This is a genomic window from Geotalea toluenoxydans JCM 15764 (genome assembly GCF_001311985.1).
Classification (GTDB): domain Bacteria; phylum Desulfobacterota; class Desulfuromonadia; order Geobacterales; family Geobacteraceae; genus Geotalea; species Geotalea toluenoxydans.
Map to the genome: position 1 here is coordinate 24,678 of NZ_BBCJ01000014.1, position 23,177 is coordinate 47,854.

Annotated in this window: 17 protein-coding genes and 10 pseudogenes; 2 read left to right on the forward strand and 25 right to left on the reverse strand. The window is 54.3% G+C overall.

The annotated features are described in order from the left end of the window. Nucleotides 1–252: 252 nt before the first annotated feature. On the forward strand, nt 253–984 hold the full coding sequence (locus JCM15764_RS10535; RefSeq protein WP_243688739.1) for a metal-dependent hydrolase: 732 nt from the start codon (nt 253–255) through the stop codon (nt 982–984). 189 nt (nt 985–1,173) lie between these two features. Here JCM15764_RS10535 and JCM15764_RS22905 read toward each other — a convergent pair. From JCM15764_RS22905 to JCM15764_RS22920, 15 genes and pseudogenes are all read right to left on the reverse strand, one after another. After that, nucleotides 1,174–1,370, reverse strand: a pseudogene (locus JCM15764_RS22905) (DUF1858 domain-containing protein). Nucleotides 1,371–1,412: 42 nt separating this feature from the next. After that, nucleotides 1,413–1,888: pseudogene (greA, locus tag JCM15764_RS27530) on the reverse strand (transcription elongation factor GreA). A gap of 83 nt (nt 1,889–1,971) precedes the next feature. After that, nucleotides 1,972–5,212 (reverse strand): annotated as a pseudogene (gene carB, locus JCM15764_RS10550) (carbamoyl-phosphate synthase large subunit). Between the two features lie 46 nt (nt 5,213–5,258). Continuing rightward, complete coding sequence (locus JCM15764_RS10555) at nt 5,259–5,588, reverse strand: DMT family protein (protein WP_054695413.1); 330 nt, start codon at nt 5,586–5,588, stop codon at nt 5,259–5,261. Continuing rightward, nucleotides 5,585–6,510: pseudogene (locus tag JCM15764_RS10560) on the reverse strand (radical SAM protein). The gene JCM15764_RS10555 and the pseudogene JCM15764_RS10560 overlap by 4 nt, the downstream one beginning before the upstream one ends. 82 nt (nt 6,511–6,592) lie before the next feature. After that, complete coding sequence (locus tag JCM15764_RS26500; RefSeq protein ID WP_369412296.1) at nt 6,593–7,204, reverse strand: carbamoyl phosphate synthase small subunit; 612 nt, start codon at nt 7,202–7,204, stop codon at nt 6,593–6,595. After that, a pseudogene (locus JCM15764_RS28215) lies at nt 7,170–7,711 on the reverse strand (carbamoyl-phosphate synthase domain-containing protein). Before JCM15764_RS28215 ends, JCM15764_RS26500 begins: the two are co-directional and overlap by 35 nt. A 125-nt stretch (nt 7,712–7,836) precedes the next feature. Then, nucleotides 7,837–9,111 (reverse strand): annotated as a pseudogene (locus JCM15764_RS10570) (dihydroorotase). Between the two features lie 146 nt (nt 9,112–9,257). Beyond that, nucleotides 9,258–10,192: pseudogene (locus JCM15764_RS10575) on the reverse strand (aspartate carbamoyltransferase catalytic subunit). Between the two features lie 55 nt (nt 10,193–10,247). Continuing rightward, nucleotides 10,248–10,784, reverse strand: a complete 537-nt coding sequence (pyrR, locus tag JCM15764_RS10580; protein WP_012648334.1) for a bifunctional pyr operon transcriptional regulator/uracil phosphoribosyltransferase PyrR — start codon at nt 10,782–10,784, stop codon at nt 10,248–10,250. 291 nt (nt 10,785–11,075) lie between these two features. Continuing rightward, the gene (locus JCM15764_RS22910) at nt 11,076–11,222 is read right to left on the reverse strand and encodes a hypothetical protein (protein ID WP_012648333.1); all 147 of its coding nucleotides are present in this window, start codon (nt 11,220–11,222) and stop codon (nt 11,076–11,078) included. A gap of 102 nt (nt 11,223–11,324) precedes the next feature. Further along, nucleotides 11,325–12,191, reverse strand: a complete 867-nt coding sequence (locus JCM15764_RS10585) for an alpha/beta hydrolase (protein ID WP_054695415.1) — start codon at nt 12,189–12,191, stop codon at nt 11,325–11,327. Then, entirely contained in the window at nt 12,192–12,908 is a 717-nt protein-coding gene (locus JCM15764_RS10590) for a DUF2461 domain-containing protein (RefSeq protein WP_054695418.1), read from the reverse strand. 532 nt (nt 12,909–13,440) lie between these two features. Then, entirely contained in the window at nt 13,441–13,593 is a 153-nt protein-coding gene (locus JCM15764_RS28220) for a transposase (protein WP_243688740.1), read from the reverse strand. After that, nucleotides 13,593–13,760 (reverse strand): hypothetical protein, encoded by a 168-nt coding sequence (locus JCM15764_RS22920; protein WP_243688741.1) that lies wholly within the window; start codon nt 13,758–13,760, stop codon nt 13,593–13,595. The genes JCM15764_RS28220 and JCM15764_RS22920 overlap by 1 nt, the downstream gene beginning before the upstream one ends. A 73-nt stretch (nt 13,761–13,833) precedes the next feature. Between JCM15764_RS22920 and JCM15764_RS10600 the strand changes: the two are divergent. Further along, nucleotides 13,834–14,226, forward strand: a pseudogene (locus tag JCM15764_RS10600) (integrase core domain-containing protein); the annotation flags it as partial. Between the two features lie 156 nt (nt 14,227–14,382). Here JCM15764_RS10600 and JCM15764_RS10605 read toward each other — a convergent pair. The 10 genes and pseudogenes from JCM15764_RS10605 to JCM15764_RS10645 all read right to left on the reverse strand — a co-directional run bounded on the left by JCM15764_RS10605 (nt 14,383) and on the right by JCM15764_RS10645 (nt 23,046). Further along, entirely contained in the window at nt 14,383–14,604 is a 222-nt protein-coding gene (locus JCM15764_RS10605) for a hypothetical protein (protein ID WP_054695421.1), read from the reverse strand. Between the two features lie 47 nt (nt 14,605–14,651). Continuing rightward, on the reverse strand, nt 14,652–16,043 hold the full coding sequence (locus tag JCM15764_RS10610) for a toll/interleukin-1 receptor domain-containing protein (RefSeq protein ID WP_054695423.1): 1,392 nt from the start codon (nt 16,041–16,043) through the stop codon (nt 14,652–14,654). 684 nt (nt 16,044–16,727) lie between these two features. Beyond that, nucleotides 16,728–17,513: a TIGR04290 family methyltransferase gene (locus JCM15764_RS10620; RefSeq protein WP_054695426.1), complete on the reverse strand. Its 786-nt coding sequence runs from the start codon at nt 17,511–17,513 to the stop codon at nt 16,728–16,730. After that, a pseudogene (locus JCM15764_RS28225) lies at nt 17,494–18,626 on the reverse strand (CgeB family protein). The gene JCM15764_RS10620 and the pseudogene JCM15764_RS28225 overlap by 20 nt, the downstream one beginning before the upstream one ends. Then, nucleotides 18,605–19,717 (reverse strand): CgeB family protein, encoded by a 1,113-nt coding sequence (locus tag JCM15764_RS10630; protein WP_054695429.1) that lies wholly within the window; start codon nt 19,715–19,717, stop codon nt 18,605–18,607. The pseudogene JCM15764_RS28225 and the gene JCM15764_RS10630 overlap by 22 nt, the downstream one beginning before the upstream one ends. Beyond that, nucleotides 19,718–19,870, reverse strand: a complete 153-nt coding sequence (locus tag JCM15764_RS29575) for a hypothetical protein (RefSeq protein WP_439645281.1) — start codon at nt 19,868–19,870, stop codon at nt 19,718–19,720. It abuts the gene before it with no gap. Continuing rightward, a pseudogene (locus tag JCM15764_RS10635) lies at nt 19,867–20,852 on the reverse strand (CgeB family protein). The gene JCM15764_RS29575 and the pseudogene JCM15764_RS10635 overlap by 4 nt, the downstream one beginning before the upstream one ends. Before the next feature lie 8 nt (nt 20,853–20,860). Then, nucleotides 20,861–21,193 (reverse strand): glycosyltransferase, encoded by a 333-nt coding sequence (locus JCM15764_RS22935; protein ID WP_243688744.1) that lies wholly within the window; start codon nt 21,191–21,193, stop codon nt 20,861–20,863. Nucleotides 21,194–21,308: 115 nt separating this feature from the next. Beyond that, complete coding sequence (locus JCM15764_RS22940) at nt 21,309–22,061, reverse strand: glycosyltransferase family 4 protein (protein ID WP_243688745.1); 753 nt, start codon at nt 22,059–22,061, stop codon at nt 21,309–21,311. After that, nucleotides 22,042–23,046 carry a Gfo/Idh/MocA family protein gene (locus JCM15764_RS10645; RefSeq protein WP_054695432.1) on the reverse strand — a complete coding sequence of 335 codons (1,005 nt, stop codon included), beginning with the start codon at nt 23,044–23,046 and terminating at the stop codon, nt 22,042–22,044. The genes JCM15764_RS22940 and JCM15764_RS10645 overlap by 20 nt, the downstream gene beginning before the upstream one ends. Between the last annotated feature and the right edge of the window lie 131 nt (nt 23,047–23,177).

The window sequence follows — 23,177 nt, forward strand, 5'->3', positions numbered from 1 at the left end:
TGACAGGCGGCTTTTTCCATTGATCATGGGTGCAAATTGACTTCTCTTATTTACATGTCACTAATAAAATTATTGACGCGAAAAATTCCACAGCTTATGCTACCGGCCTCAACAAAAGATACGGGAGGGACACAATGAAGCTGCGTCAACTGATTATAATTTTAACTCTTACCCTTCTTCTTTACTGCCTTGGCTGCCCCGGCCACTGAAATCACCTGGTACGGCCAGTCGGCTTTCAGGATTACCACCCCCATGGGTAAGGTTCTCTACATGGATCCCTGGATCAACAATCCGGCCAACAGTAAGGGCAAAGAGGTGCTTGCCGCCATCAAAAAGGCTGATCTGATCATGGTTACCCACGGTCATTTCGACCATGTGGGGGATAGTTCGGAGATCGCGAAAAAAACCGGTGCCCAACTGGTGGCATCCTTCGATCTGGGCAAGGCGATGGTGCAGTATGGCGGCTTCCCCGAAAAACAGTTCGGCTTTCCTACCACCGGCAATTTCGGTGGAGAGATAAGTCTGCTGGATGGAGAGGTGAAGGTAGCTTTCGTTCAGGCCCTGCACAGTTCGTCCATTGAGCCCCCGGATTACAGTAAGTACCCTAAAGGGCTCCAATACGCTGGAAATCCGGGAGGGATGGTGGTCAGCATCAAGAACGGCCCTACCATTTACCATACCGGTGACACCGATCTTTTCAGCGACATGGCGCTGGTGAAAGATTTCGGTAAGGTGGATATCATGATGGTCTGCATCGGCGACCGTTTCACCATGGGGCCGCGCCGCGCGGCCATGGCGGTGAAGCTGGTGCAGCCGGACCTGGCCATTCCCATGCATTTCGGTACTTTTCCGATTCTGACCGGCACTGCCCCTGAATTTATCGCCGAGACGAAAAAGACCAGCCCCAGTACAACCGTCAAGGTGCTGAAAGTGAATGAGACGTTCAGCTGGCCCCAGACTAAGCTGACCATGCAGACGAAATAGAGGAGGGCAGGTAGGCACTAAACGAACGACTGCCGTGACTTCGTCCATTCGTTCGGCGCGGCCGCTGCGGCACGGTCACTCACTCCCTAAGCCACGGCAGTCGCCCCCTGAAGAAATCGCTGGAACAAAAAAAGCCGCCTGTCAGCTGATGCTGCAGGCGGCTTTTCATTTTTGTGCGGCTTCCCGGATTTAGAAGATGGCGTTCAGGTCATTGACCACATCATCCACATTGAGGCCGTGGGCATTGCAGCCCTGCTCAAGGGATTCGTTCTGGCGCCCATACAGCCGACGCAACCCAGGTTGTACTTTGCCAGAACCTTTACCACATCGGGATGCATACGCATTACCTGGGCAAATGTCATATCCTTGGTAACCTGTTGACTCATTTCTCGTTCTCCTCTGTTGCGGCTTGTCAGGTCCGACACCGCTTATTCGTATTTTATGTCTATTATTTCATATTCCTTCATTCCGGAAGGAACGCTTACCTTGACGGTATCGTCCAGCTTGTGGCCGATCAAAGCCTTGCCAACCGGAGAGGTGCACGACATCTTGCCGATCTTGATGTCCGCTTCGTCCTCACCGACTATCTTGTAGGTCACTTCCTCCTCGGTGGCGGTATCGTAAACAGTGACGGTGGCGCCAAAAACAACCTTGTCCGGTTTGAGGTTGGAGAGGTCCACCACATAGGCGCGAGCAGCTTATCCTGTAACTCCAGTATCCGTCCCTCGATAAAGCCCTGGCGATGCTTGGCCGCATCGTATTCGGCATTTTCGGAAAGGTCGCCATGGGATCTGGCCTCGGCTATATCCTGAATGACCTTGGGCCTTTCCTCCTTGATCAGGCGCTTCAGTTCTTCCTGCAGGAAATCGTAACTTTCTTTGGTCAGCGGCACGGACTGTGACATTTCTGTAATACTCCTCCAAGAACTTTACAGGGCAGCCAAACCGGCCGCCCCATAAATTTTTCTAAGTAATTGTTAAAAAGCGGTTAATTCAGGTAATCCTGAATCGGCTTTACGGCCAGTTCTTCCTGGCGCATGGCGATAATGCCGTCAACGACCGCCTTTGCCCCGGATGCGGTGGTGTAGTAAGCAATGTTGTTCAGCAGAGTGCTGCGACGGATGGAGAATGAATCTGCCACTGCCTGTGCACCCTGGGTGGTGTTGATCACCATGCAGATCTCGTTGTTCTTGATTGAGTCGACGATGTGTGGCCGTCCTTCAAGGACCTTGTTGACTACCTGAACCGTGATGCCCTTTTCATGCAGGTAGGCAGCGGTTCCGCGAGTTGCCACCAGCTCAAAGCCGTTATCATACAGTTTTTTTGCAGCAGTGACAATATGTTTTTTGTCGGCATCGCGGACACTTATGAAGACTTTGCCGCTCATGGGAAGCTTCACTCCGGCTCCCAACTGGGCCTTGGCAAAGGCCATGGCAAAATTGTCGTCAATGCCCATTACCTCGCCGGTGGATTTCATTTCCGGTCCCAGGATGGTGTCTACGCCGGGGAACTTGACGAAGGGGAAGACGGCTTCCTTCACCGAAATGTGGCCAGGGACGATTTCTTCGGTGATGCCGAGTTCCTTCAGGGTTTTACCGCTCATGATCAGTGCCGCCAGTTTGGCGAGGGGCCTGCCGGTTGCCTTTGAGACGAAGGGAGCCGTGCGGGAGGCTCGTGGATTCACTTCCAGGATATAGATGGCACCCTCCTTGATGGCGTACTGGACATTCATCAGCCCCGAACGTTCAGCTCCAGCGCCATCAGTTTGGTCTGGCGCCTGATCTCGTCGGTGATGGCCCGGGAGATGGAATAGGGGGGAAGGGAACAGGCTGAGTCGCCGGAATGGATGCCGGCTTCCTCGATGTGCTCCATGATACCGCCGATGACTGCTTCGGTGCCGTCGCAGAGGGCATCCACATCGATTTCGATTGCTTCGTCCAGAAACTTGTCGATGAGGATCGGGTGCTCAGGGGAAGCCTGGACGGCGGTGGTCATGTAACGGCGCAGGTTGTCCACGTCGTAGACAATCTCCATGGCCCGCCCGCCGAGAACATAGGAAGGGCGGACGACGACGGGATAACCGATGCGGTCGGCAACCTTTTCGGCTTCTTCGAAGGAGCGGGCGGTGCCGTTTTCCGGCTGGCGCAGGCCGAGCTTGTGCAGCATCTCCTGGAATCGTTCACGGTCTTCGGCCCGGTCAATGGCGTCGGGAGAGGTGCCGATGATAGGTACGCCGGCTTTTTCCAGGGCCACCGCCAGCTTCAGCGGCGTCTGCCCGCCGAACTGGACAATCACCCCTACCGGTTTTTCAAGCTGGACGATGTTCAGCACATCCTCGTATGTAAGGGGCTCGAAATAGAGGCGGTCGGAGGTATCGTAATCGGTGGAAACGGTCTCCGGATTGCAGTTGACCATGATTGTCTCGTAGCCCGCATCGGCCAGGGCAAAGACGCCGTGGACGCAGCAGTAGTCGAACTCGATCCCCTGGCCGATCCGGTTCGGTCCGCCGCCAAGGATCATGATCTTTTTGCGATCGGTAACCTCAGCTTCGCATTCTTCCTCGTAGGTGGAGTAAAGATAGGGGGTGTAGGCAACGAACTCGGCGGCACAGGTGTCGACCCGCTTAAATACGGGCTTGATACCCAATGACAGGCGCAGGCTCCGCACCTCATGCTCGCTCTTGCCCCACAATTTGCCCAGGAACTTGTCGGCAAAACCGTACTGTTTTGCTTCCAGCAGGATATCTTTCAGGTCGGCCGCTTTTTCCAGGTCCACCTGCTTCAGCTCATCCTCTTTTTCGATGATCTGCCTGATGTTGTGGAGGAACCAGGGGTCGAAGGCGGTGGCGGCAAAGATTTCTTCCACAGTCATGCCGCTTCTGAAGGCGTCTCCCAGATACCAGAGCCGCTCCCAGTTTGGGGTGCGCAGTTTTTCCATGAGAAGCTGCTGCTCCTTGCCGGTCAGCGCCCGACGGGTCTCGGCAGTCTGTTCGAAGAGGCGGGATTCGAAACCGCAGGAGCCGATCTCCAGGGAACGGAGTGCCTTCTGCAGCGATTCCTTGAAGGTGCGGCCGATGGCCATGACCTCGCCCACCGATTTCATCTGGGTGGTGAGGGTAGAGTCGGCGGCCGGGAATTTCTCGAAGGTGAAACGGGGAACCTTGGTCACCACATAGTCGATGGTCGGCTCGAAGCAGGCCGGGGTCTCCCGGGTGATGTCATTGGTGATCTCGTCCAGGGTATAGCCGACAGCCAGTTTGGCAGCGATCTTGGCAATGGGGAAGCCGGTCGCCTTGGAAGCAAGGCCGATGAGCGGGAAACACGAGGATTCATCTCGATAACCACCAGACGGCCATTTTTCGGGTTGATGCCGAACTGGATATTGGAGCCCCCAGTATCGACGCCGATTTCGCGGATGATCTTGAGGCTTGCGTCGCGCAGAATCTGGTATTCCTTGTCGGTCAGGGTCTGGGCTGGGGCAACGGTAATGGAATCACCCGTATGAACGCCCATGGGATCGAAGTTTTCGATGGAGCAGATGATGACCACGTTGTCGGCGGTATCGCGCATGACCTCCAGTTCGTACTCTTTCCAGCCGATGACCGATTCTTCCACCAGGATCTCGTCGGTGGGGGATGCATCGATGCCGGTAGCCGACATCTTTTCGTATTCTTCCATGTTGTAGGCTATGCCGCCGCCGGTCCCTCCAAGGGTAAAGGATGGACGGATGATGGCCGGGAAACCGATTTCCCTGATGATCTCCATGGCTTCCGCATTGTTGTGGGCCAGGCCGGAGCGCGGCACGGCCAAGCCGATCTTTTCCATGGCCTGCTTGAACAGGGTCCGGTCTTCGGCCTTCTTGATGGCAGGGAGCTTGGCGCCGATCAGCTCCACCCCGAACTTGTCCAAAACACCATTCTCAGCCACAGCCACCGCCGTATTGAGGGCGGTTTGTCCGCCAAGTGTGGGCAGAACCGCATCGGGCCGCTCTTTTTCGATGATTTTGGCAAGGATTTCCGGAGTGACCGGCTCGATATAGGTGCGGTCGGCAAAGTCGGGGTCAGTCATGATGGTGGCGGGGTTGCTGTTGAGCAGCACCACCTCGAAGCCTTCCTCCTTCAGCGCCTTGCAGGCCTGGGTGCCGGAGTAGTCGAACTCGCACGCCTGGCCGATGACGATGGGGCCGGCGCCGATGATGAGGATCTTTTTGATGTCTGTACGTTTTGGCATGCTTTGACGACTCCTTTATTGTTTAACCGATAAAATCGAAACATTACTATCTGAAAATGAAAAACACCGCCCCGGCCAGACAAAGCCCCGCCCACAAATAGTCCAGTTCCAGCGGTGCCCCCATATACAGCACCGCGAAGGGGATGAAGACACCGAGGGTGATCACTTCCTGGGTGATCTTCAGCTGGGCCAGGGAGAAATTGCCGCGGTAGCCGATCCGGTTGGCCGGCACCTGCACCAGGTATTCGAAAAAGGCGATTCCCCATGATACAAGAACGGCGATCAGCCAGTGCCGGTTCTGCAGGTTCTTCAGGTGGGCGTACCAGGCAAAGGTCATGAAGACATTGGAGATTATCAGCAGCACAATGGTTCTCATACCGGGCGGCGCTCCTGTTCCAGTTCCTGCACCCATCCCGATTCAAGTCCTGCCTCTTCCAGCGCTTCCACCGCTGCATCGTATTCCTCGGCAGTAAGGGGCCGGTCAATGCCTGGGGTGGCTCCCGCCAGATGGGCCGGAAAATACTGGCTCATCAGCGCCACGTGGGTCGCCTCTCCCAGGTGTTCTGCAATCCAGGGCAAGGTTTCATCGCTTCCAGCCTTATTTACGGGTAGTACCAGATGCCGGACGATCAGCCGCGAATACCAATCCCTTCTTCATCAACCTGCAGTTGCCCAACCTGACGCAACATTTCTACAACTGCAAGACGGTTGACGCGGGCATAACCGGGAGCACCCGAAATGGCTCTAGCCGGCTCATCCTGAGCATATTTCATGTCCGGCAGGTAAATATCTACGATTCCATCCAGCAGCTGCAGCGCATCGACTTTTTCATAGCCGTTGGAATTCCAGACGATGGGGAGATTGAAGCCTTCCTTGATGGCCATGAAGAGGGCAGCGAGAAACTGGGGCAAAAAATGGCTCGGCGTAACCAGGTTGATGTTGTGGACTTTTTGCCGTTGCAGCTTGAGCATCTTCTCCGCCAACTGCCTTAGGCTCAGCTTTTCTCCGTTTCCGAACTGGCTGATGGGGAAGTTCTGGCAGAAGCGGCACGACAGGTTGCAGTTGGAAAAGAAGATCGTTCCCGAACCGCGCGAGCCTGAAATCGGCGGTTCCTCGCCCCGATGAACGTTAGCCGAGGCAATTTTCGGCAAAGCACCGCTACGGCAGATGCCCGTCTCACCCGCCAGCCGGTTGACCCGGCAGTCATGTGGGCAGAGATCGCAGCTTCTCAGCCGCCCATAGGCAGTCCGAATACGCTGCAATAATTCACCAGATTGATAAAGATCGATGTAACGCATAAACAGTCGGCGGTCGGCAGCCGATGGTCGGAAGGTAAAAAACATCAATCTGCTTTACCGTCGACTATCCACCGCCGACCAGTTACCGATTTTTCTCCATCAATTCAACAAAGCGTGCAAACAAATAATGAGAGTCATGCGGCCCCGGCGATGCCTCCGGATGATGCTGCACCGAGTATATGGGCAGCGTACAGTGGCGGATGCCTTCCACCGTCTGGTCGTTGAGGTTCTCATGCCCCAGGCACGCAACATCACCCAATGATTCCAAATCGACGGCAAAGCCGTGGTTCTGGGCGGTGATCTCCACCTTTCTTGTCTCCATGTCCATGACCGGCAGATTAGAGCCGTGGTTGCCGAATTTCAGCTTGATGGTCTTGCCGCCAAGGGCGAGCCCCAAGAGCTGATGGCCGAGACAGATGCCGAAAATGGGCTTCTTGCCGATGAACTTTCTGATCTCTTCCTGGACCTTGACCAGCGGCTCCGGATCGCCAGGGCCGTTACTGAGGAATATGCCATCCGGATTCATGGCCAGGGCCTCTTCCGCCGGGAAGGTGGCAGGGACCACAGTCACATCGCAGCCTGCATCCACCAGGCAACGGAGAATGTTGTATTTGATGCCGAAATCGTAGGCTACCACTTTGTATTTCAGGTTCTTGGCATCAACCTCGGGATATCCCCCTTCCAGATCCCACAGCCCCTGTGTCCAGTGATAAGCTTATCGGTGCTGACGCCGGAGGCGAGATCGAGTCCGGCCATGCTGGGATGGCACGCGCTTTTTTCACAAGACTCTCAGGATCGAAATCGACGGTGGAGATGATGCCGTTCTGTGCGCCATTGTCACGCAGATGGCGTGTCAACGCCCGTGTATCCAGCCCCTGGATGCCGACGATGCCGTTTTCCTTGAGATAGGCATCCAGGCTCATGGTGGCGCGCCAGTTGGAGTGGCAGTCGTGATATTCCTTGACGATAAACCCTGAAAGATAGAGCTGTTTGCTCTCGATATCCTCTCCATTGATCCGGTGTTGCCGATCTGGGTATAGGTCATGGTGACCATCTGCCCCTTGTATGATGGGTCGGTGAGGACCTCCTGGTAACCGGTCATGGCGGTGTTGAAGACTACCTCACCGGTAGCTTCACCTGATGCGCCGAATGATCTGCCTTTGAAGATGCGCCCGTCGGAGAGCGCCAGCACTGCTTTCATGTAATGCTCCTGAAATAAATTTACGTCTGCCCCCTTCCTTTATGGAAGGGGGATGGGGGAGGGCAAAGCTTCTTCACCCCCTCCTCAACCCTCACCATCAAGGTGGAGGGAGTTCGAAAACACCTTTATCTTTTGTATACTACCTTCCCGCCGACAATGGTGTAGGCTGCAGCCCCCGTCATCTTATGGCCGAGGAAGGGAGAATTCTTCGACTTGCTGGCAAGCTTCTCCGCCTCCACCACCCATTCGGCATTGGGATCGATGATGGTCACATCGGCTGGTGCTCCTGCCTTGAGGGTGCCCCGGTCCAGACCCAGGATCTGCGCCGGTTTCACCGCCATCTTCTCCACCAGGGTCTTCATATCCAGCACCTTGTCCTCCACCAGCTTCAGGGAGAGGGGAAGGGACGTTTCCAGGCCGATGATGCCGTTGAGGGCCACATTGAATTCCACGTCCTTCTCATCAAGGTGATGGGGCGCGTGGTCGGTGGCGATGGCATCGATGGTGCCGTCTGCCAGACCGGTCTTGATGGCTGCCACGTCTTCAGCCTCGCGAAGCGGCGGATTCATCTTGGCGTTTGTTTCGTAGCCGCGCACTGCATCATCGGTGAGGGAAAAGTAGTGGGGGGCCGTTTCGCAGGTGACCTGCACGCCGCGGGCTTGGCATCCCGGATGATCCGTACCGATCCTTTTGTGGAGATGTGGGCGATATGGAGGGGGGAGTCGGTGAACTCGGCCAGGTAGACGTCACGGGCGACGGCCACATCCTCGGCTGCCCAGGGGATGCCCTTGAGGCCAAGTTCCGTGGCGGTAAAGCCTTCATTCATCACCCCTTCACCCACCAATGCAAGTTCTTCCGAATGGGCGATGACCATGATCCCCATTCCCTTGGCATATTCCAGAGCCCTGCGCATCAACTCGGCATTGACAACCGGACGGCCATCGTCGGAGACGGCGACACAGCCTGCTTCCTTCAGTTCACCCATCTCGGCCAGGTTTTCTCCCTTGCTTCCCTGGGTAATGGCGCCGACCGGAAAAAACGTTTACCAGCGCCTCGGCTTTCGCCTTGTTGACAATATAGGAAGTAATGGCCTTGTTGTCGTTGACAGGCTTGGTGTTGGGCATGCATGCCACCGAGGTGAACCCGCCGGCTGCCGCAGCCCTGGCGCCGGTAATGATGTCTTCCTTGTATTCCAGACCCGGATCGCGCAGGTGGACGTGCATGTCGATGAGGCCGGGGGTGACCAGCAGGCCGGCGGCATCGATGACCTCTGCGTCGGCAGGAGCTTTTAGCCCCTTGCCGAGCTCTTTGATCCTGCCATCCACAACCAGCAGATCCAGGTTTTCATCAATGTTCTGTGACGGGTCGACAACCCGTCCTCCTTTTATCAGCAAGTTCATAATTATCACCCCATAATTTAGATGTAGGGGCGATCCTTGTGATCGCCCATGCCTTGCCGCAATACAGGATTTCCCCTTGGGATGGGCGAATACAAGATTCGCCCTTTGGGATGGGCGAATACAAGATTCGCCCCTACAATTTCCTATTATTCCGTAGGCAGTTCCCCACCGCTCACATGATACAGCATGGACATCCTGACCGCGACGCCGTTTTCCACCTGTTTCAGGATGTGGGACTGGCTGCCGTCGGCAACGTCCGAGCTCAGTTCGACCCCCCTGTTGATCGGTCCCGGGTGCATGACCATGGCATCTTTCTTTGCCAGTTTCAGCACACTCTGGTTCAGACCGAAATAACGTGAATATTCCTTCATGGTTGGGAGCAGGGTCTTCCCCTGGCGCTCCAGCTGGATGCGAAGCATCATTACCACGTCCGCATCGGCCACCGCTTCGCGCATGTCCTTGCACACGGTCACATTGCCGAGACGCTCGATACCCGGAGGCATCATGGTCGGAGGTCCGGCAAGAAAAACATTGGCCCCCATTTTGGTCAGGCCGTAGATGTCTGAACGGGCCACGCGACTGTGGGTGATGTCGCCGACGATGGCCACCTTGAGCCTTCAAGTTTGCCGAATTGCTGGCGCATGGTCAGCATGTCCAGAAGTCCCTGGGATGGATGTTCGTGGGCGCCGTCACCCGCATTGATCACCGAGCAGGAAACCCGCTTTGCCAGATAGTGGTGGGCGCCGGAAACAGCATGGCGCATGACGATGATGTCCGGGTTCATGGCCAGGACGTTGCGCGCCGTGTCGGAGAGAGTCTCGCCCTTGGTCACCGAGCTGGTGGAGGCTGTGATGTTGATGGTATCGGCGGAGAGCCTTTTTGCCGCTATTTCGAAGGAGGTGCGTGTGCGGGTGGATGCCTCGTAAAACAGATTCACCACCGTCTTGCCGCGCAGGGTCGGCACCTTTTTTATCTCCCGGCTGTTTATCTCCTTAAGGTTCTCAGCCGTGGACAGAAGCAGCTCTATCTCTTCCCTGGTCAGGTCCTGCAGTCCGATGATATCTTTATGCTTGAAAGCCATGGTTACCTCCTGTGTGCCATATCAGGACAGCCCCGAAAGGTGCCCCGGCAAAAGATCATTTTTCCAGAACGACCTCGGTCGGCTTGTTGGCAGAGTCAAAGGCGACCGTAATATTCTCTTTCAGGCTTGTTGGGACGTTACGCCCTACGAAATCGGCTCGGATGGGCAGATCCCGATGGCCCCTGTCCACAAGAACCGCGAGCTGGATGCATGAAGGCCGGCCGTGATCCATAATCGCATCCATTGCAGCCCTGATGGTGCGGCCGGTAAACAGTACGTCATCCACCAGGACAACCTTTTTTCCCTCTATGGAAAATGGAATGTCCGTTTTTCCCACCGGCAGATGCTCGGAATGCCCTTTGATATCGTCCCGGTACAGTGTTATGTCGACAGCACCTACCCCTACTTTTTCCCCTTCGATCTCCTCCAGGCGCAACGCAAGCTCATGGGCCAGATAAACGCCGCCGGTGCGGATTCCCACCAGCACCAGGTCCTTGACCCCCTTGTTGCGTTCCAGCACCTCATGGGCAATGCGGGTTAGAGCTCGTTTGACGCCGACTCCATCTAAAATTACGGTATTCTCAGTTCCCACTTAGGCACTCCTTTCTCGCATGTCAGGTTGGTGAAGCAGGGAGGTTACAGCTGATGAGGGGGCATGAAAAAAGAGCCTCCCGCGCAAAAGACGGAGAGGCTCTTCACAAGCTATCTTGGGAGTTTCTCTCTTCATCACCTTTGCTAACCTCACGGGGCTAAATTAAAAGGGGAGTATGGAATAAAGTCGTAGGACAGTACCATCGTTGCCGGCAGGAGTCAAGAGAGAAAACGGGCTGAACTCCATTGGGATTGGCTGTCGATTATGAAGCCCTGGGCAAGGTAATGATGACTACTTGACCTTGAACTTGCCCGATGCCGGATTATATCCGGTGGCTTTCTTTACCTGCCCTGGAGGAGCTGATTTGCCCGGCCCAACCCACACGCAACCGGATATCAGGAAAATTCCCACCGACAAGATATAGATCAAGTTTTTCATGGCAGTACCCCTCTGAAGAAGTCCTCTGCCGGGAGGGCTCCCCCGTGTTGAGATTAAAAACGGATGGATTGTAGCACAGGATGGAAGAGGAGGGAAGCAGGTTCACTTTGGCATTTTCGGTTTGCCATCAAGTGATTCGAGGAAGAAGTTGACCAGCTTGGCCCGGTATGGCGAGCCTGCCTCCAGGAAGGCCTCAGTGTGGCTGCCCCCCTTGATGGTCCAGAATTGTTTCGGTTCCTTTGCCTTCTCGAACAGTTTCTTGCCGTGACGGTATGGAATGATCGGATCTTCATCACCGTAAATGAGCAAGAGGGGTAGGGGCGCGATCTTGTCCACCACCTGATCGGCGCTGTGACTGTTGCCGACAAGGAGATAGGAGAGGGGCCATTTAAACAGGGATACTACAGGGATCTCTCCGATCTTGTCCCGGACGATTTCCCGATAGGAGGCAAAGGTGGATTCGATGGCAACGGCCCGGATGCCGGTGAAGCGATTCATGCCCACTGCAGCAATGGCGTTGGTGCCGCCAAGGCTCTGACCAAAGATGAGGAGCCGGCTTTGGTCCACGTCCTTTCGTGCGGCAATGTAAGATATGGCTGCGACTGAATCTTCAAAGACCCCCTGCCGGTTCGGGCGGCCCGCCGACTTTCCGTAGCCCCGGTAATCGAAGACAAAGAGGTTGAAGCCTTCAGCGGGGAGCCAGGAGACAAAGCCGAAATGGGCGGTCATGTTCTGGGCGTTGCCGTGGAAATGGATCACAGTGCCCTTGGGCTTGCCGACTGCCGGAATGAACCAGCCGGAAAGTCTTGTGCCGTCCTTGCTGGCAAAGGTGACCTCCTCAAAGGGAAGACCATGGCGGGCCGGCGTGTCGTAGGTTTCTTTGTCCGGGTAGTAGAAAAGCCTGCCGACGCATCCCTGGCAAATGACGGTTAGGGCGATCAGCAAGACCAATAGTAAAATTTTGGTCATTTAATGCCCTCTCTTGTTGGGCATTTTGTATGCTGCCACTTTGCATAGATACTGATACAAGGGTGCGATGGTCTCGAAACCATGTATCAATTCCGAGAGCAACTCTTTTTTGATGCAGTTACCCTCTATTTGCCGATTGCTGACCAGGTAAAGATTTTTTCTGTTGTACCAGTCCTGCAATTCCCTGGCAATATCCGCTTTCAGCGGTCGCTTGTATTCCTCCCCTGCAATGGTGAAGATCTTCTGCTTTGGGAAAAATGAGGTTGAGGATAGGAATTTCGCAGGATTCGACTCGATGCTCTTTCTGAACCGGTCCATGTTTTCACGGCTGGCGCTATAAAAGCCCATTCCGTAACGATATGAAGTGGGAGAAATCTCGAAAAAATAGGCCGGGTAATCCTTCCACTCTGCTCTTGGACGTTTGAAGGTAATCCAGTGGCTGGTCTTGTAGGGGGACTTTTCTTTCGAAAATCTGGTGTCGCGATATATTCTCGATATGGTCTTGTTAATTGCCGGCGCTACCTCAAAATCTGCATCGATGCTCAGCATCAACGGGCCCAATCCAGCTACCAGCGCTTGCAATGGTTTCAGTATATGATTCTGGTATTCCGGTTTGTGCAGTTCGAACCAGTCTTTGCGATTGTTATCGCGGAGTTCACTGATAAAATGTATCGAAAGGGAAGAAAAACCATCAAATTTTTCATTCACGTCATTCATCCTTGGCTCCAAGGTGTTGATAGTGCCGCGTAAAACGGCATGATAAGGTCATTCCCCGTACAGGGCCTTTTCACCGCCCGGTGCGGACCCATATGCCAGGTGATGTGTGGGCTGGGGGGCTAAGACCTCCGGCTACCCGATTATGTGCTGCTTTTTAGAGAAACTAGGAGAAACTAGGGACACTCCCCGGTTTTCTTTTTAGGACGCCCAGGTTTCTTGGGTTTGAGTACCTGATTCAATCTAAATTCCAACATCTCAACGAAGGACTCCGATCCAAAAGGCCGTCCGGAGTTAGTGGCTTTGCGGATGGCGCTATCCGTTTCTTCATCTTCAAAGGCCACAAATTCCCGATACGCATTGTGCTCCTGTGGCGAAAGCCAGGAATCTGCCGCCAGCAGTGGGTCATGTGCGCCTGACACATGGGCTTTGGCGCTGGACCACCGATACCCTTCAACATTCGTAGCGAGTCCGGCCTTAATAGGGTTGCGCTCGATGTAGCGTGCGACTGCCCAAAGATATTGCTCGTTTTCGACTACACAAGAAAAAACCTATTTTGCCAGATCCGACCTGACTGCTTATGTTTTCGATTGAGATACTGGGTATACATCTGGTTTGCAAGGCCGATACCGCGCGACAGGGAGGTTTCCGTCTCGGGCACGGCGAGCAGATGAATATGGTTGCTCATCAGGCAATAAGCCAGATCTGTACATGATGCTTCTGGGCGTAACCTGCCAGCAACTTCAAATATGTCTGTCGGTCCTCATCATCGAAGAATACCGTAGCGCGGTTGTTGCCGCGTTGCGTGATGTGATGTGGGTAGCCGGGTGCTATGATGCGGGCTATTCTTGGCATGGGTGAGATAGTACCGTCCGATTTTCACATTAGCAACAGAAATATGGGGAGTGTCCCTAGTTTTTCCTAGTTTTTCCTTGAAGAGCATAATGCCTCTATCACCACGATTCTCAGCGACAACGGCAGAGAGTTCTGTGGTAGGCCGGATCAGCATCCCTACGAGATCTTCCTGCAACTGGAGGGGATCGAGCACCGCACTACCAAGGTTCGCAGGCCCCAGAGCAACGGCTTTGTCGAAAGGCTGCACAGAACCTTGCTGGACGAGCATTTCCGCATCATGGGCCGAACCAAATGGTATGAATCGGTGGAAGAAATGCAAAAGGACCTGGAAACCTACCTGCAACATTACAATCACAAACGGACCCACCAGGGCCGCAACATGAAGGGCCGGGTACCATACAAGGTATTTATTGCCGGATTGCCAAAGAACGTAAAAACAGATACAACCGAAAAACAGGCAGCCTGATTCTTCCCCGTTTAAGGACGGACTGTCAGGTGATTACCATCTCTGTACAGAAGTTGCGAGAATGTTTAAATGTCAAACATGACCCCTATGCTTTTCCCAGTCCCCGGAATTCCCACAGAACTCCCCTGCAAGTAGATACGGATGTTCCCTCCCGGTTTATGTCTCCGACGAATGGAAATCCTCAATACCTTTTATCATTTTCTTAAAATCACGATCACTAATAGATAGAATTCTTCTTAGTGAGAAATAAACATCCTGCCTTTTTCCGTTATTTTCTTCCAGGAACGCCAAATTAATCCTTGCTTCAGCATTATCTGCATCATGTTTCAACACCTTATTAACACAAGCTTTAGCCTGAGATTTTTCGCTAAGCTGCATATGTATCCTACCCAGCTCGATAAGTGCTTCAGTACTTTTTTTCTATTTTATATGATTTTTTCAACAGAATTTTTTGCCTCGTCATGCCTCATGAAAGGATCAGACAACAGTCGTCCTAGATTAAGATGAGCTTTGGCATCAAGAGGATTTAGCTCTATTGCTCTCACTAGATATTTACAGGAGTCCTTATACTGTTTCAAGTCATATAATATGGCCCCAATGTTCTGGAAAGCATCAGAATCTTGAGTATTAACAGATATCGCAGCCTTGAACCAATCGATAGCAGCATTTTTCCTTTCAAGTTTACAAAACAAACAACCAAGGTTATACATAGCTATAGCATTAGTAGTGTTGATTCGTAAGACTTGTTCTAATAAATGTTGTGCATAATCAAAATTTCCTTTATCTATGTTTAGTATCGCAAGCTCTATATAGGCTGGTTCATACTCTGGCCATTCTGATATAACTCTCTCGAAACACTCGGCTGCTATATCGAGGCTTCTTGCTTTATAAGTAATTACCCCCTCCAAGAATGTTGGATATTTGTCGCCAGAAAATAAATTCTTAAAGCTCGACAATTTTGACATTTGCAAATAAGGATCAGGAGTGTTCAATATCCTAATCCCATGGCTGATTTTAGCCGATTCTGAAGATGCAATGACTTTCAAAATTTCTTCGTACCCAGTGGCCACTAAATCTTTCAACGTTGGCATTTTCATGTCAGACAAAGCTGATAAAAGGCTATCCAACCCAGCACGTATTTTATGATACGTTTCTAGCTCTTTTTCAAGTGCTGTAATTGACTCATAATTGTTCAGTGACTTTATTGCTTCTGCCATTTTCTCAATTTTAGAATCCCAATATTTTAGGAGCCGTATTCTTTCCTGAGGCGCGAATAAATTATACGAATCCAGCACGATAGGTAATATTTGCTCTCGGAATCTTGTGCTCACTGCTATATCAAGTGCTTCAAGGATGCAGTTACATGACCTAAAATAGTTTTTGGATAAAAGCATCAGTACATAATCGCATTTTCTCACTTTGCTCATATATTCCCTGATACTTTTTTTATAACTGATGTCAATATTGTCCTTGCGTACCTTTAGATTGAACTGGTTAAACTGTTCGTAAATAACATTTGCGATACCGCCATCCTTCCAACAGTAGGAGAGAAATACAACAGGGCTAGCCGGAAGGTCATAAGTTGCTGTTGAATGGTAGGAAGGTGCTGTTATCCTACTAGTTAAAATGTTGTTAGGCACTGTTATCGAATCATATTCTTGTATTGCTCTGTTCCATTTTCTGAGATCATTGCCGCTAAAAAGATGTCGGTTATCACTGGAAACCATCATTCCTGTTTTAGCAGTAGCGTACACAATAGCTGGGTCAACACCGACTGATCTCATTGCTTGCAACATTTCCGTCCAAATATCGACCATATGACCACCCTTCTTGGCAAGGGATGACGTTTGCAGTCCCCCCTGCGTGGCTCCAAGCGTTGGATAAATTATTGTTCAACTTCCTATTCTTAAGCAAAGCTAAATAAAAAGCCGCCCAACGAGTTCGGGGGACACCTTACTTAATTCTCCTGCCCCTTGGGCCTGGCTTTCCGCGCGTCAGCATGCGGTCCAGGGCCGACTCCAGTTGATTTACAAAACCGTCTGAACCCAAAGGTCTACCGGTTCGCTCGTGGCGTCTTATCTTTTCCATCTCTTCATCAGTTGCTGCACTAAGAAAAAGTTTCCAATCCCCAACCATCTCCAGAAGCGGGGCCACCTTTACCAATTGATCATCTGCGCCCGCCATATGAAGCATCTGGGGAAAATAAGGGGGAAAATAAGGAAAATAAGGGACACTCCCCAATTTTCCGGGGCGACCCAGTTCCCTTGGTTGCCGGAAGATTCCGGGGAGGAATATTTAATTCCCCCTGGCTCTAGATTTCTCATTGTGGTGCCCCGTGGATGGCACACAAGGCTGCCACCATCACTACACCAAAAATGTGGTCATCTCAATTGGAAAATTAAAAGATTGGCTAAGGGTTTGAAAAGAAAAGATAGAGGAGAGGGAACGCAAACGGCCGGGTGCTGACGACCCGGCCGCGGTACCTGCTTTATAGGGCATTTTCAGCGGTCGATTGTCAACCCCAGCGCCGCCAGGTACTCCTCCCGGTTCCAGGTGCTGATGCACGATGGCGCCTCATGGTCTGGTTCGCAGAGGTATATTTCGTGCCCGGGGTAGCCGGTGATGCGCATGCCGGCTGACCTGAGCAGAGACTCTACGGCGGCGTGATTGGGTATCCACCAATTGGTTGGATCTCCGGCGAAACGGTATTCGATGAAGGCCATCTTCGGCCAGCCCGGCTCAAGGAGCGATGCCCGTTCGTTGATGGGATGGTCCACCTGCCGGTATATTTCCTTGCCCGGCATGGCCAGGGTCTGGAAGACCATCATTCCCTTTACCTTCTGGGCGATTATGTCCAGGGCCAGAAGCGGGTAGCGGAGATGATAGAAGACCCCCATGAAGAGGACGAGATCGTACTCTCCCTTCTCCCGCGCCAGGTCGTAGACCTGCATCTGTCTGAAGGTTACCCTGTCCTGAAGCCCGTATTGCCGGGCTGCCCAGTCGGCCTGCTCCAGGTAGCGCGGGTCGATGTCGATTCCGGTGACATTGGCGCCGCGCCTGGCCAGTTCGAAGGTATAAAACCCCGCGTTGCAGCCGATATCCAGGACATGGCAGCCGCTCAGATCTTCCGGGATTAAGGGGGCCAGCTGCAGCCACTTGAACCGGGGGAAATCCCCCAGGAAATGGTCCGGTGCGGTCTGGGTGCCATCCTCGAAATGGAGGTTATGGAACCAGGGGGAGAGGGCCTTTATTTTGTCGGAAATACCGTCAGAGTCGGCATAGTCCATAATGGGTACCACCTGATAAGGGAAGTTTGCTCCTGAAGTTTTCACAACCGGCGATGTAATCTAACAGCTCGGTCGCCCTGCGACCGGCGGTGTGCGACCTGAGTACCCTTTTGCGAGCCCGCTGGCCCATGGCCTGGCGATCCTCATCGGACAGTTCCTGCAGATACCCCAATACCTCTTTGGCTGTGGAGGCCAAAAGGATCTCCTCGCCGGGGATGAAGAACTCTTCAATTCCGGGCCATTGGTCGCTGATGACCGGCACGGCACAGGCGGCCGCTCGAACAGACGGACGCTGGGGGAATAGCCGGCCTGGATCATGTATTTTCTGGTGATGTTGAGGGTAAAGCGCTGGGCGGTATAGAATTCCCGATGCTGCTCCGGGGGGAGATGCTCGATGTGCTTCATGTTGTCGGGCCAGGCGGTTCCCGCCGGGTATTGGGCGCCGGCGACGATGAAACGCCCTTCTTTCCAGAGGGTGGCCGGCTCGCACAGCATCCGCTCCAGGGGGGGCTGGCGGTCAGTGCTGTAGGTGCCCAGGTAGCCCAGATCCCATTTGGCCGGCTGCTGGACGGGGTAATGAATCTCCGGGTCCACCGAGCAATAGAGCGGCACTGCTTCCCGTGCCCCATACTGTTCCCTGATCCGCTCCAGGATCGGTCCGCCGGTAAAGGAAAGGTAGAGACGGTAGATGGGAATCAGTTCGGGGGTGAGGTACTCACAGTCCCCCCGTTCCAGTTTTGCCAGGGTCACCGGCGTATCGATGTCATAGAAGGCGGTGATGCCCTTGGCCTTGCGCGTCACCCACCTGCCAATCTCGATGCCGTCCGGCACATAGGATCCGACGATGACACAGTCCGCTTCCATGATCTCCCTGCCGTAATCGCCAAGGAGCAGGCCGACTGAGTTATAGAGAACCGTCCGGCAATAGGGGGGGGAGGGGAGATCCCGGCTGGTTGCGTACCACGGCACGTCTCGCTCCAGGAACAGTATCTCATGGCCGAGCTTTGCCAGTTCCCGCACCAGCCCCCGATAGGTTGTGGCATGGCCGTTTCCCCATGAGGATGTTATTGAAAGACCGAAAATGACTATTTTCATGCTGCCCCTCCTGCACATGAGCCCATGCTCGATTCTTCTTCCATAAAAATGGCTTCCACCTGTCTGGCCCGGTGGGCATAGGTATGCTCGGCCCTGACCCTGGCAAAGGCATGCAGGCCGACCATGGATGCTTCCCTGGGGGTCAGGCGTTCCAGAATGTCCGCAACCTCTTCCCCTGAGCCGGCTACCAGTATTTCCTTGCCCGGCTCGAAGAACTGCTCGATGCCCAGCCAGCTGTCGGTGATGATGCATGTTCCCGCACCGGCCGCCTCGAAGACCCTGGTGGCGGGTGAAAAGCCGTTCTTCGCCATGCTTTCCCGGCTGATGTTGAGAACAGCCAGCGGGCTGCAGTTGAAGGCGTTGTGACTGGCCGTCCCCAAATGCCCCAGGTAGTCCACGTTTCGTGGTCGCTGCTTGTCGTCCCAGCCGCTTCCTGCCAGGAGGAACCTTTTGTGGGGAAGGCTGGCGGCGGTTCTGAGAAAGAATTCCTCCACTCTCTTTTCCCGGTCCGGGAGGCGATTGCCCAAAAATGCCAGGTCGGCACAGAAACGGCGGTCGGAGGGGACCGGGTGATGGGTGTCCGGGTCCAGTGCGTTGTAGACCGGGATGCACTCCCTGGCGCCGAAAGAGCCATAACCGGCAACGATTGGATCGCCGCCGCCATAGGTGAGGATCAGGTCATAGCCGGGAATGAGGCTGCGGAAGGGATCATCGGGGTTGTGGCTGATCCGCTCCAGGGTCGCCGGGGCATCCACATCCCAGAAAACGACTTGGTTATCTGCCGTCTTCAGTGAAAGCACCTCTTTCTCCAGGAGTTCGTCGAATACCCCGACGCCGCTTGCCTTGACGACTATATCTGCCCCCATGGCTGCTTCCAGGGAACGAAAGACCCCTTCCTCCGTGGCCGGATAAACCACCACCTTTGCCCAGTGGGGATCTTCCATGTCCCGGTGTTGCTGGCGATCATAGGCATCGGGCTCGAAAAAGGTGACCCTGTGTCCCCGCTCATGCAGGGCTCGGATCAGGCCACGGTAATAGGTGGCAGCTCCGTTCCAGTAGGAGGAGACAAGGCTCGACCCGAAAAATGCGATGGAGAAACCTTTCATCATTTATCCTTTCCCCCCGATTTTCCTGTTCCTGGGCAGGCTCGTATCCATCCCCAGCTCGGTGCAGATGCGAAGCAGCTCATCGACCCTGTGGCTGCAGGTGTGGCGCTCCCTGATGGTCTTCAGGCCATGGTTGACCATCTGTTCGGTCTTCAACGGCTGGTCCAGGACTGCTTCATCTGTCTTTCCATGTGGAAGCCGTCCTGGGCATAAAGCAGGTCTTCCCCTGCCGTGAATAGCTCGTCGCAATCTACCCATGGTGCGGAAATGAGCGGAATGCCGCATGCCAGGGCCTCGAAAGGCTGATGGTCGGTATGCCGGGAAGGGCGGTGGCGTAGGGGCGCCGCGGTATGTGCATGGTCATTCGGTACCTGTTGAAGACCTTCGGCACATCGAAATTGGGCAGCCAGCCCCCATATTCAATGCCTGCCTTGGCGAGATATTTCAGGGCCTTTTCCGGATATCTTACCCCATAGACCATTCCCTTCAACTTGAGCCGCTTCACCGGCTCCACGAAGAACTCGCAGATTTCCTCGCTGCGCTCTTCGTCCCCCCAGTTGCCGATCCAGACCACGTCCCCGGCGTAATCCATCCGGGTGTGGGGCTGGAAGACCTGGATATCCGCAGCCTCGTGCCAGACCCAGCCCCGCTTGGTCCAGCCGCTTTTCAGGTAGATGTCCCTGATCTTGGTACCGTAGGCCAGTACGCCGTCGTAGCCCGACAGATCGTAGGCGCTCATGGAATCATAGTCGGTGACCGACCGGTGATGGGTGTCGTGGAACAGGAGATGGTAATGGCCGTTTCTTTTCCGGTGCTCGCCGATTTTCCTGACAACCTCGTGGTCGTTCCATTCATGGACGATTACCAGGTCGGCCCCCTCAAAGATCCGGTCCAGGTTCAGACGTTCGGCAACATACTGTTTACCATCCAGCAGGGGATACATCCTGCGGAACTGCCTGATGGCAATCTCCCCCTGTTCACGCAGGAGATTGGTAAGACTCCAGCCATCCTTCGGTTCATAAACCTCCACCTGATGGCCTCTCCCCAGAAGTTCCGTCACTATTCCCCGAAGGAAATGGGCATTACCGTGATTCCAGTCGGATATTATGGAATGGTAGAACATTACAATACGCATCATATTTCCTTTCAACTGCTGAAGTTCACGGCTTCATCGAGCGCCTGACGGCGGAGGCCGGAATTCAGGGAAAGATAGGCGGCAAAATATTCCGCTGCCATTTTGTCCGGGTTGAAAAAGCGGCTTCTTTCAAAAGCCTTCTCTGCCATTCTTTCCCGGAGAGTGCGATCCTGGCACAGGGACTGGAGAACATCGGCCAGAGCATTGGCGTCATCGGGCGGCACAAAGACAGCCGCTCCTTCCCATAATTCGCGCAGGCTGGGAATATCCCCCAGGACCAGGGCGCAGCCTGACAGCGCCGCTTCAAGTACAGTCAGGCCGAAAGGCTCATAACGGGCCGGCAAGGCATATATGGCTGCGTGGCAAACCAGGGAGCAAGCCTGGCCGGGGGAAGATTTCCCAGGTGGTTGACGTTGTCCAGGAAGGTCGTTTCCCCCTCCGGGTGCTTTTGCTCACCGGCTATGAACACGGGCCAGGGGAGAGAGCCGGCAAGCTCGGCGATGGCGTTGATATTTTTTGCCTCATCCCAAATCCTCCCCACGGAGAGGATGAAATTGATCTTGTTGTCTGGCCGGTACCTTTTCCTGCAGCGTCCGTTGTAGATAACCCTGGTATTGGCAGGGGCAGATAGCTCGTTTCGACGGCATTGAGCATTGCTGCTGTCGGTGCTGCCACAAGATGAGCCCGTGCCAGGCCCTGCGCCACCCTTTCCCGGTAACGGCCGAGCCTTTGGGGAATCGGTTCTTTTTTCACTGCTTCCCACCAGGAAAGAACGCAGGAATGGGCAACCACCATGCATGGGCAGTTCCAGGGCAGGTCGGCATGGGCATAACCATTCAGGTGCACCAGGTCGGGCTTCAATTCATCTTCCAGGTTCATCAGCCAGGCACCGCATTTCTCCACATCCTCCCAGGGGTCTTCCATCCATTCCAGGCGATAGCTGCTTTCAAAAAGGGTGATATTGTGGATGCGGGCGACCTGGCGCCGTTGTTCCGCCGTGGGGAGGGGGCCCATGGTGGCCAGCGCCACTTCCACGCCGAATTTCGCCAACCCCCTTACCAGTTCCAGGGAGTAATGCCATACCCCGCCGACGGTGTCTGTGGTCATGAGAATGCGCCGGGGTGCTGCCGAAGCTTCGTCAGAGAAACCCTGTTGCTGGTTCCAGGCGCTGAACCTTTTTCTAGTTGCCGATTTAACGACCATAGGCTGCATCCAGTGCTGCTGCGGTGAGCAGGAGATTTTCAGTTGCAGGTGCGAAGCTGCCTCCATCCTTCAATTGCCGCACCCATGCCTGTGCGGCCCTCCCACCCCAGTCTTCAGGTGGAACGGAGAGTGTTTCCCGCGAGGTTCCGGTGAACCTTTCTGCCGTAAAGTCGTAAAAAGAGCCGTTGATATTGCTGAAGCGGGCTCCCCCCCTGGTGCCGAAAAAGGTTGACTCTATCACGGCATCCTGACCTGCCGGGAGGTTCCAGGAGCAGGCGATGCGGACAATGCTGCCGTTTTCAAGCCCCAGGGATGCCACTGCGTAATCTTCCACCGCCCCCGGACCGTTCAGCCTGGTCCCTCCGGCATAGATCGAGCTTGAGACAGCCTTGAGCCTTGGAAAATCAAGGACCCAAAGGGCCAGATCTATGAGATGGGTCCCCAGGTCCATGAGACAACCGCCGCCGGAAAGGGCGGCATCGTAAAACCAGGGCTTGTCCGGGCCATAGGCATTGTGGAAGACGAGATCCGCGGCATAGATGTCGCCAAGCCCGCCGGATTTGGCCAGGCTATGGATCTTCTGGAAGCCATCGGTGTACCGGTAGGAAAAATCCACCGACAGAAGCCGGTCTGCCTTGCGGGCGGCGTCTATTACCTGTCCGGTTTCTTTGGCGGTGCGGGCCAGGGGTTTCTGGCAGAATACGGAAAAACCCGCGTCCAGTGCCTGTATTGCCTGGCTTGAATGGCAGGCGCTGGGAGTGGCAATGACGATGCCATCCAGTTTTTTCATGGATAAAAGATCGTCGAGGGAATCCACAAGTACCGCCTCCGGGGCGATCTTGGCGGCCTGTCGCGCATTTTCCGGCGAGATGTCGGCGATGGCGGTAATTTCCGCCTCGCCGGAACGATGAATGGCTTCCATCCTATGTCTGCCGATCCAGCCTGTGCCGAGAAAGCCGAGTCGAGGCCGGCTGGTGTGGTGCTTACTGGTCATGCTCTTTCCTTCCTGTGTTTTAGAGGGGGAATCTCCTGAGTTTCCTCTTGAACTACATGCGGATTATTCCCTTGATGAACCCTTCGGGGCGCTCGGTAAGCGCGGAGTATGCTTTACCCAGCTCCATGAGT

Excerpts from the sequence above, each read along its gene's own strand:
- JCM15764_RS22910 (WP_012648333.1), bottom strand. The coding sequence starts at position 11,222 with ATGAAAAACTTGATCTATATCTTGTCGGTGGGAATTTTCCTGATATCC.
- JCM15764_RS10645 (WP_054695432.1), bottom strand. The coding sequence starts at position 23,046 with ATGACCAGTAAGCACCACACCAGCCGGCCTCGACTCGGCTTTCTCGGC.
- JCM15764_RS22920 (WP_243688741.1), bottom strand. The coding sequence starts at position 13,760 with ATGCCAAGAATAGCCCGCATCATAGCACCCGGCTACCCACATCACATC.
- JCM15764_RS28220 (WP_243688740.1), bottom strand. The coding sequence starts at position 13,593 with ATGAGCAACCATATTCATCTGCTCGCCGTGCCCGAGACGGAAACCTCC.
- JCM15764_RS10590 (WP_054695418.1), bottom strand. The coding sequence starts at position 12,908 with ATGAATGACGTGAATGAAAAATTTGATGGTTTTTCTTCCCTTTCGATA.
- JCM15764_RS10585 (WP_054695415.1), bottom strand. The coding sequence starts at position 12,191 with ATGACCAAAATTTTACTATTGGTCTTGCTGATCGCCCTAACCGTCATT.
- JCM15764_RS10630 (WP_054695429.1), bottom strand. The coding sequence starts at position 19,717 with ATGATGAAAGGTTTCTCCATCGCATTTTTCGGGTCGAGCCTTGTCTCC.
- JCM15764_RS10610 (WP_054695423.1), bottom strand. The coding sequence starts at position 16,043 with ATGGTCGATATTTGGACGGAAATGTTGCAAGCAATGAGATCAGTCGGT.
- JCM15764_RS10555 (WP_054695413.1), bottom strand. The coding sequence starts at position 5,588 with ATGAGAACCATTGTGCTGCTGATAATCTCCAATGTCTTCATGACCTTT.
- JCM15764_RS22940 (WP_243688745.1), bottom strand. The coding sequence starts at position 22,061 with ATGCAGCCTATGGTCGTTAAATCGGCAACTAGAAAAAGGTTCAGCGCC.
- JCM15764_RS10620 (WP_054695426.1), bottom strand. The coding sequence starts at position 17,513 with ATGGACTATGCCGACTCTGACGGTATTTCCGACAAAATAAAGGCCCTC.
- JCM15764_RS10605 (WP_054695421.1), bottom strand. The coding sequence starts at position 14,604 with ATGCAGCTTAGCGAAAAATCTCAGGCTAAAGCTTGTGTTAATAAGGTG.
- JCM15764_RS10535 (WP_243688739.1), top strand. The coding sequence starts at position 253 with ATGGGTAAGGTTCTCTACATGGATCCCTGGATCAACAATCCGGCCAAC.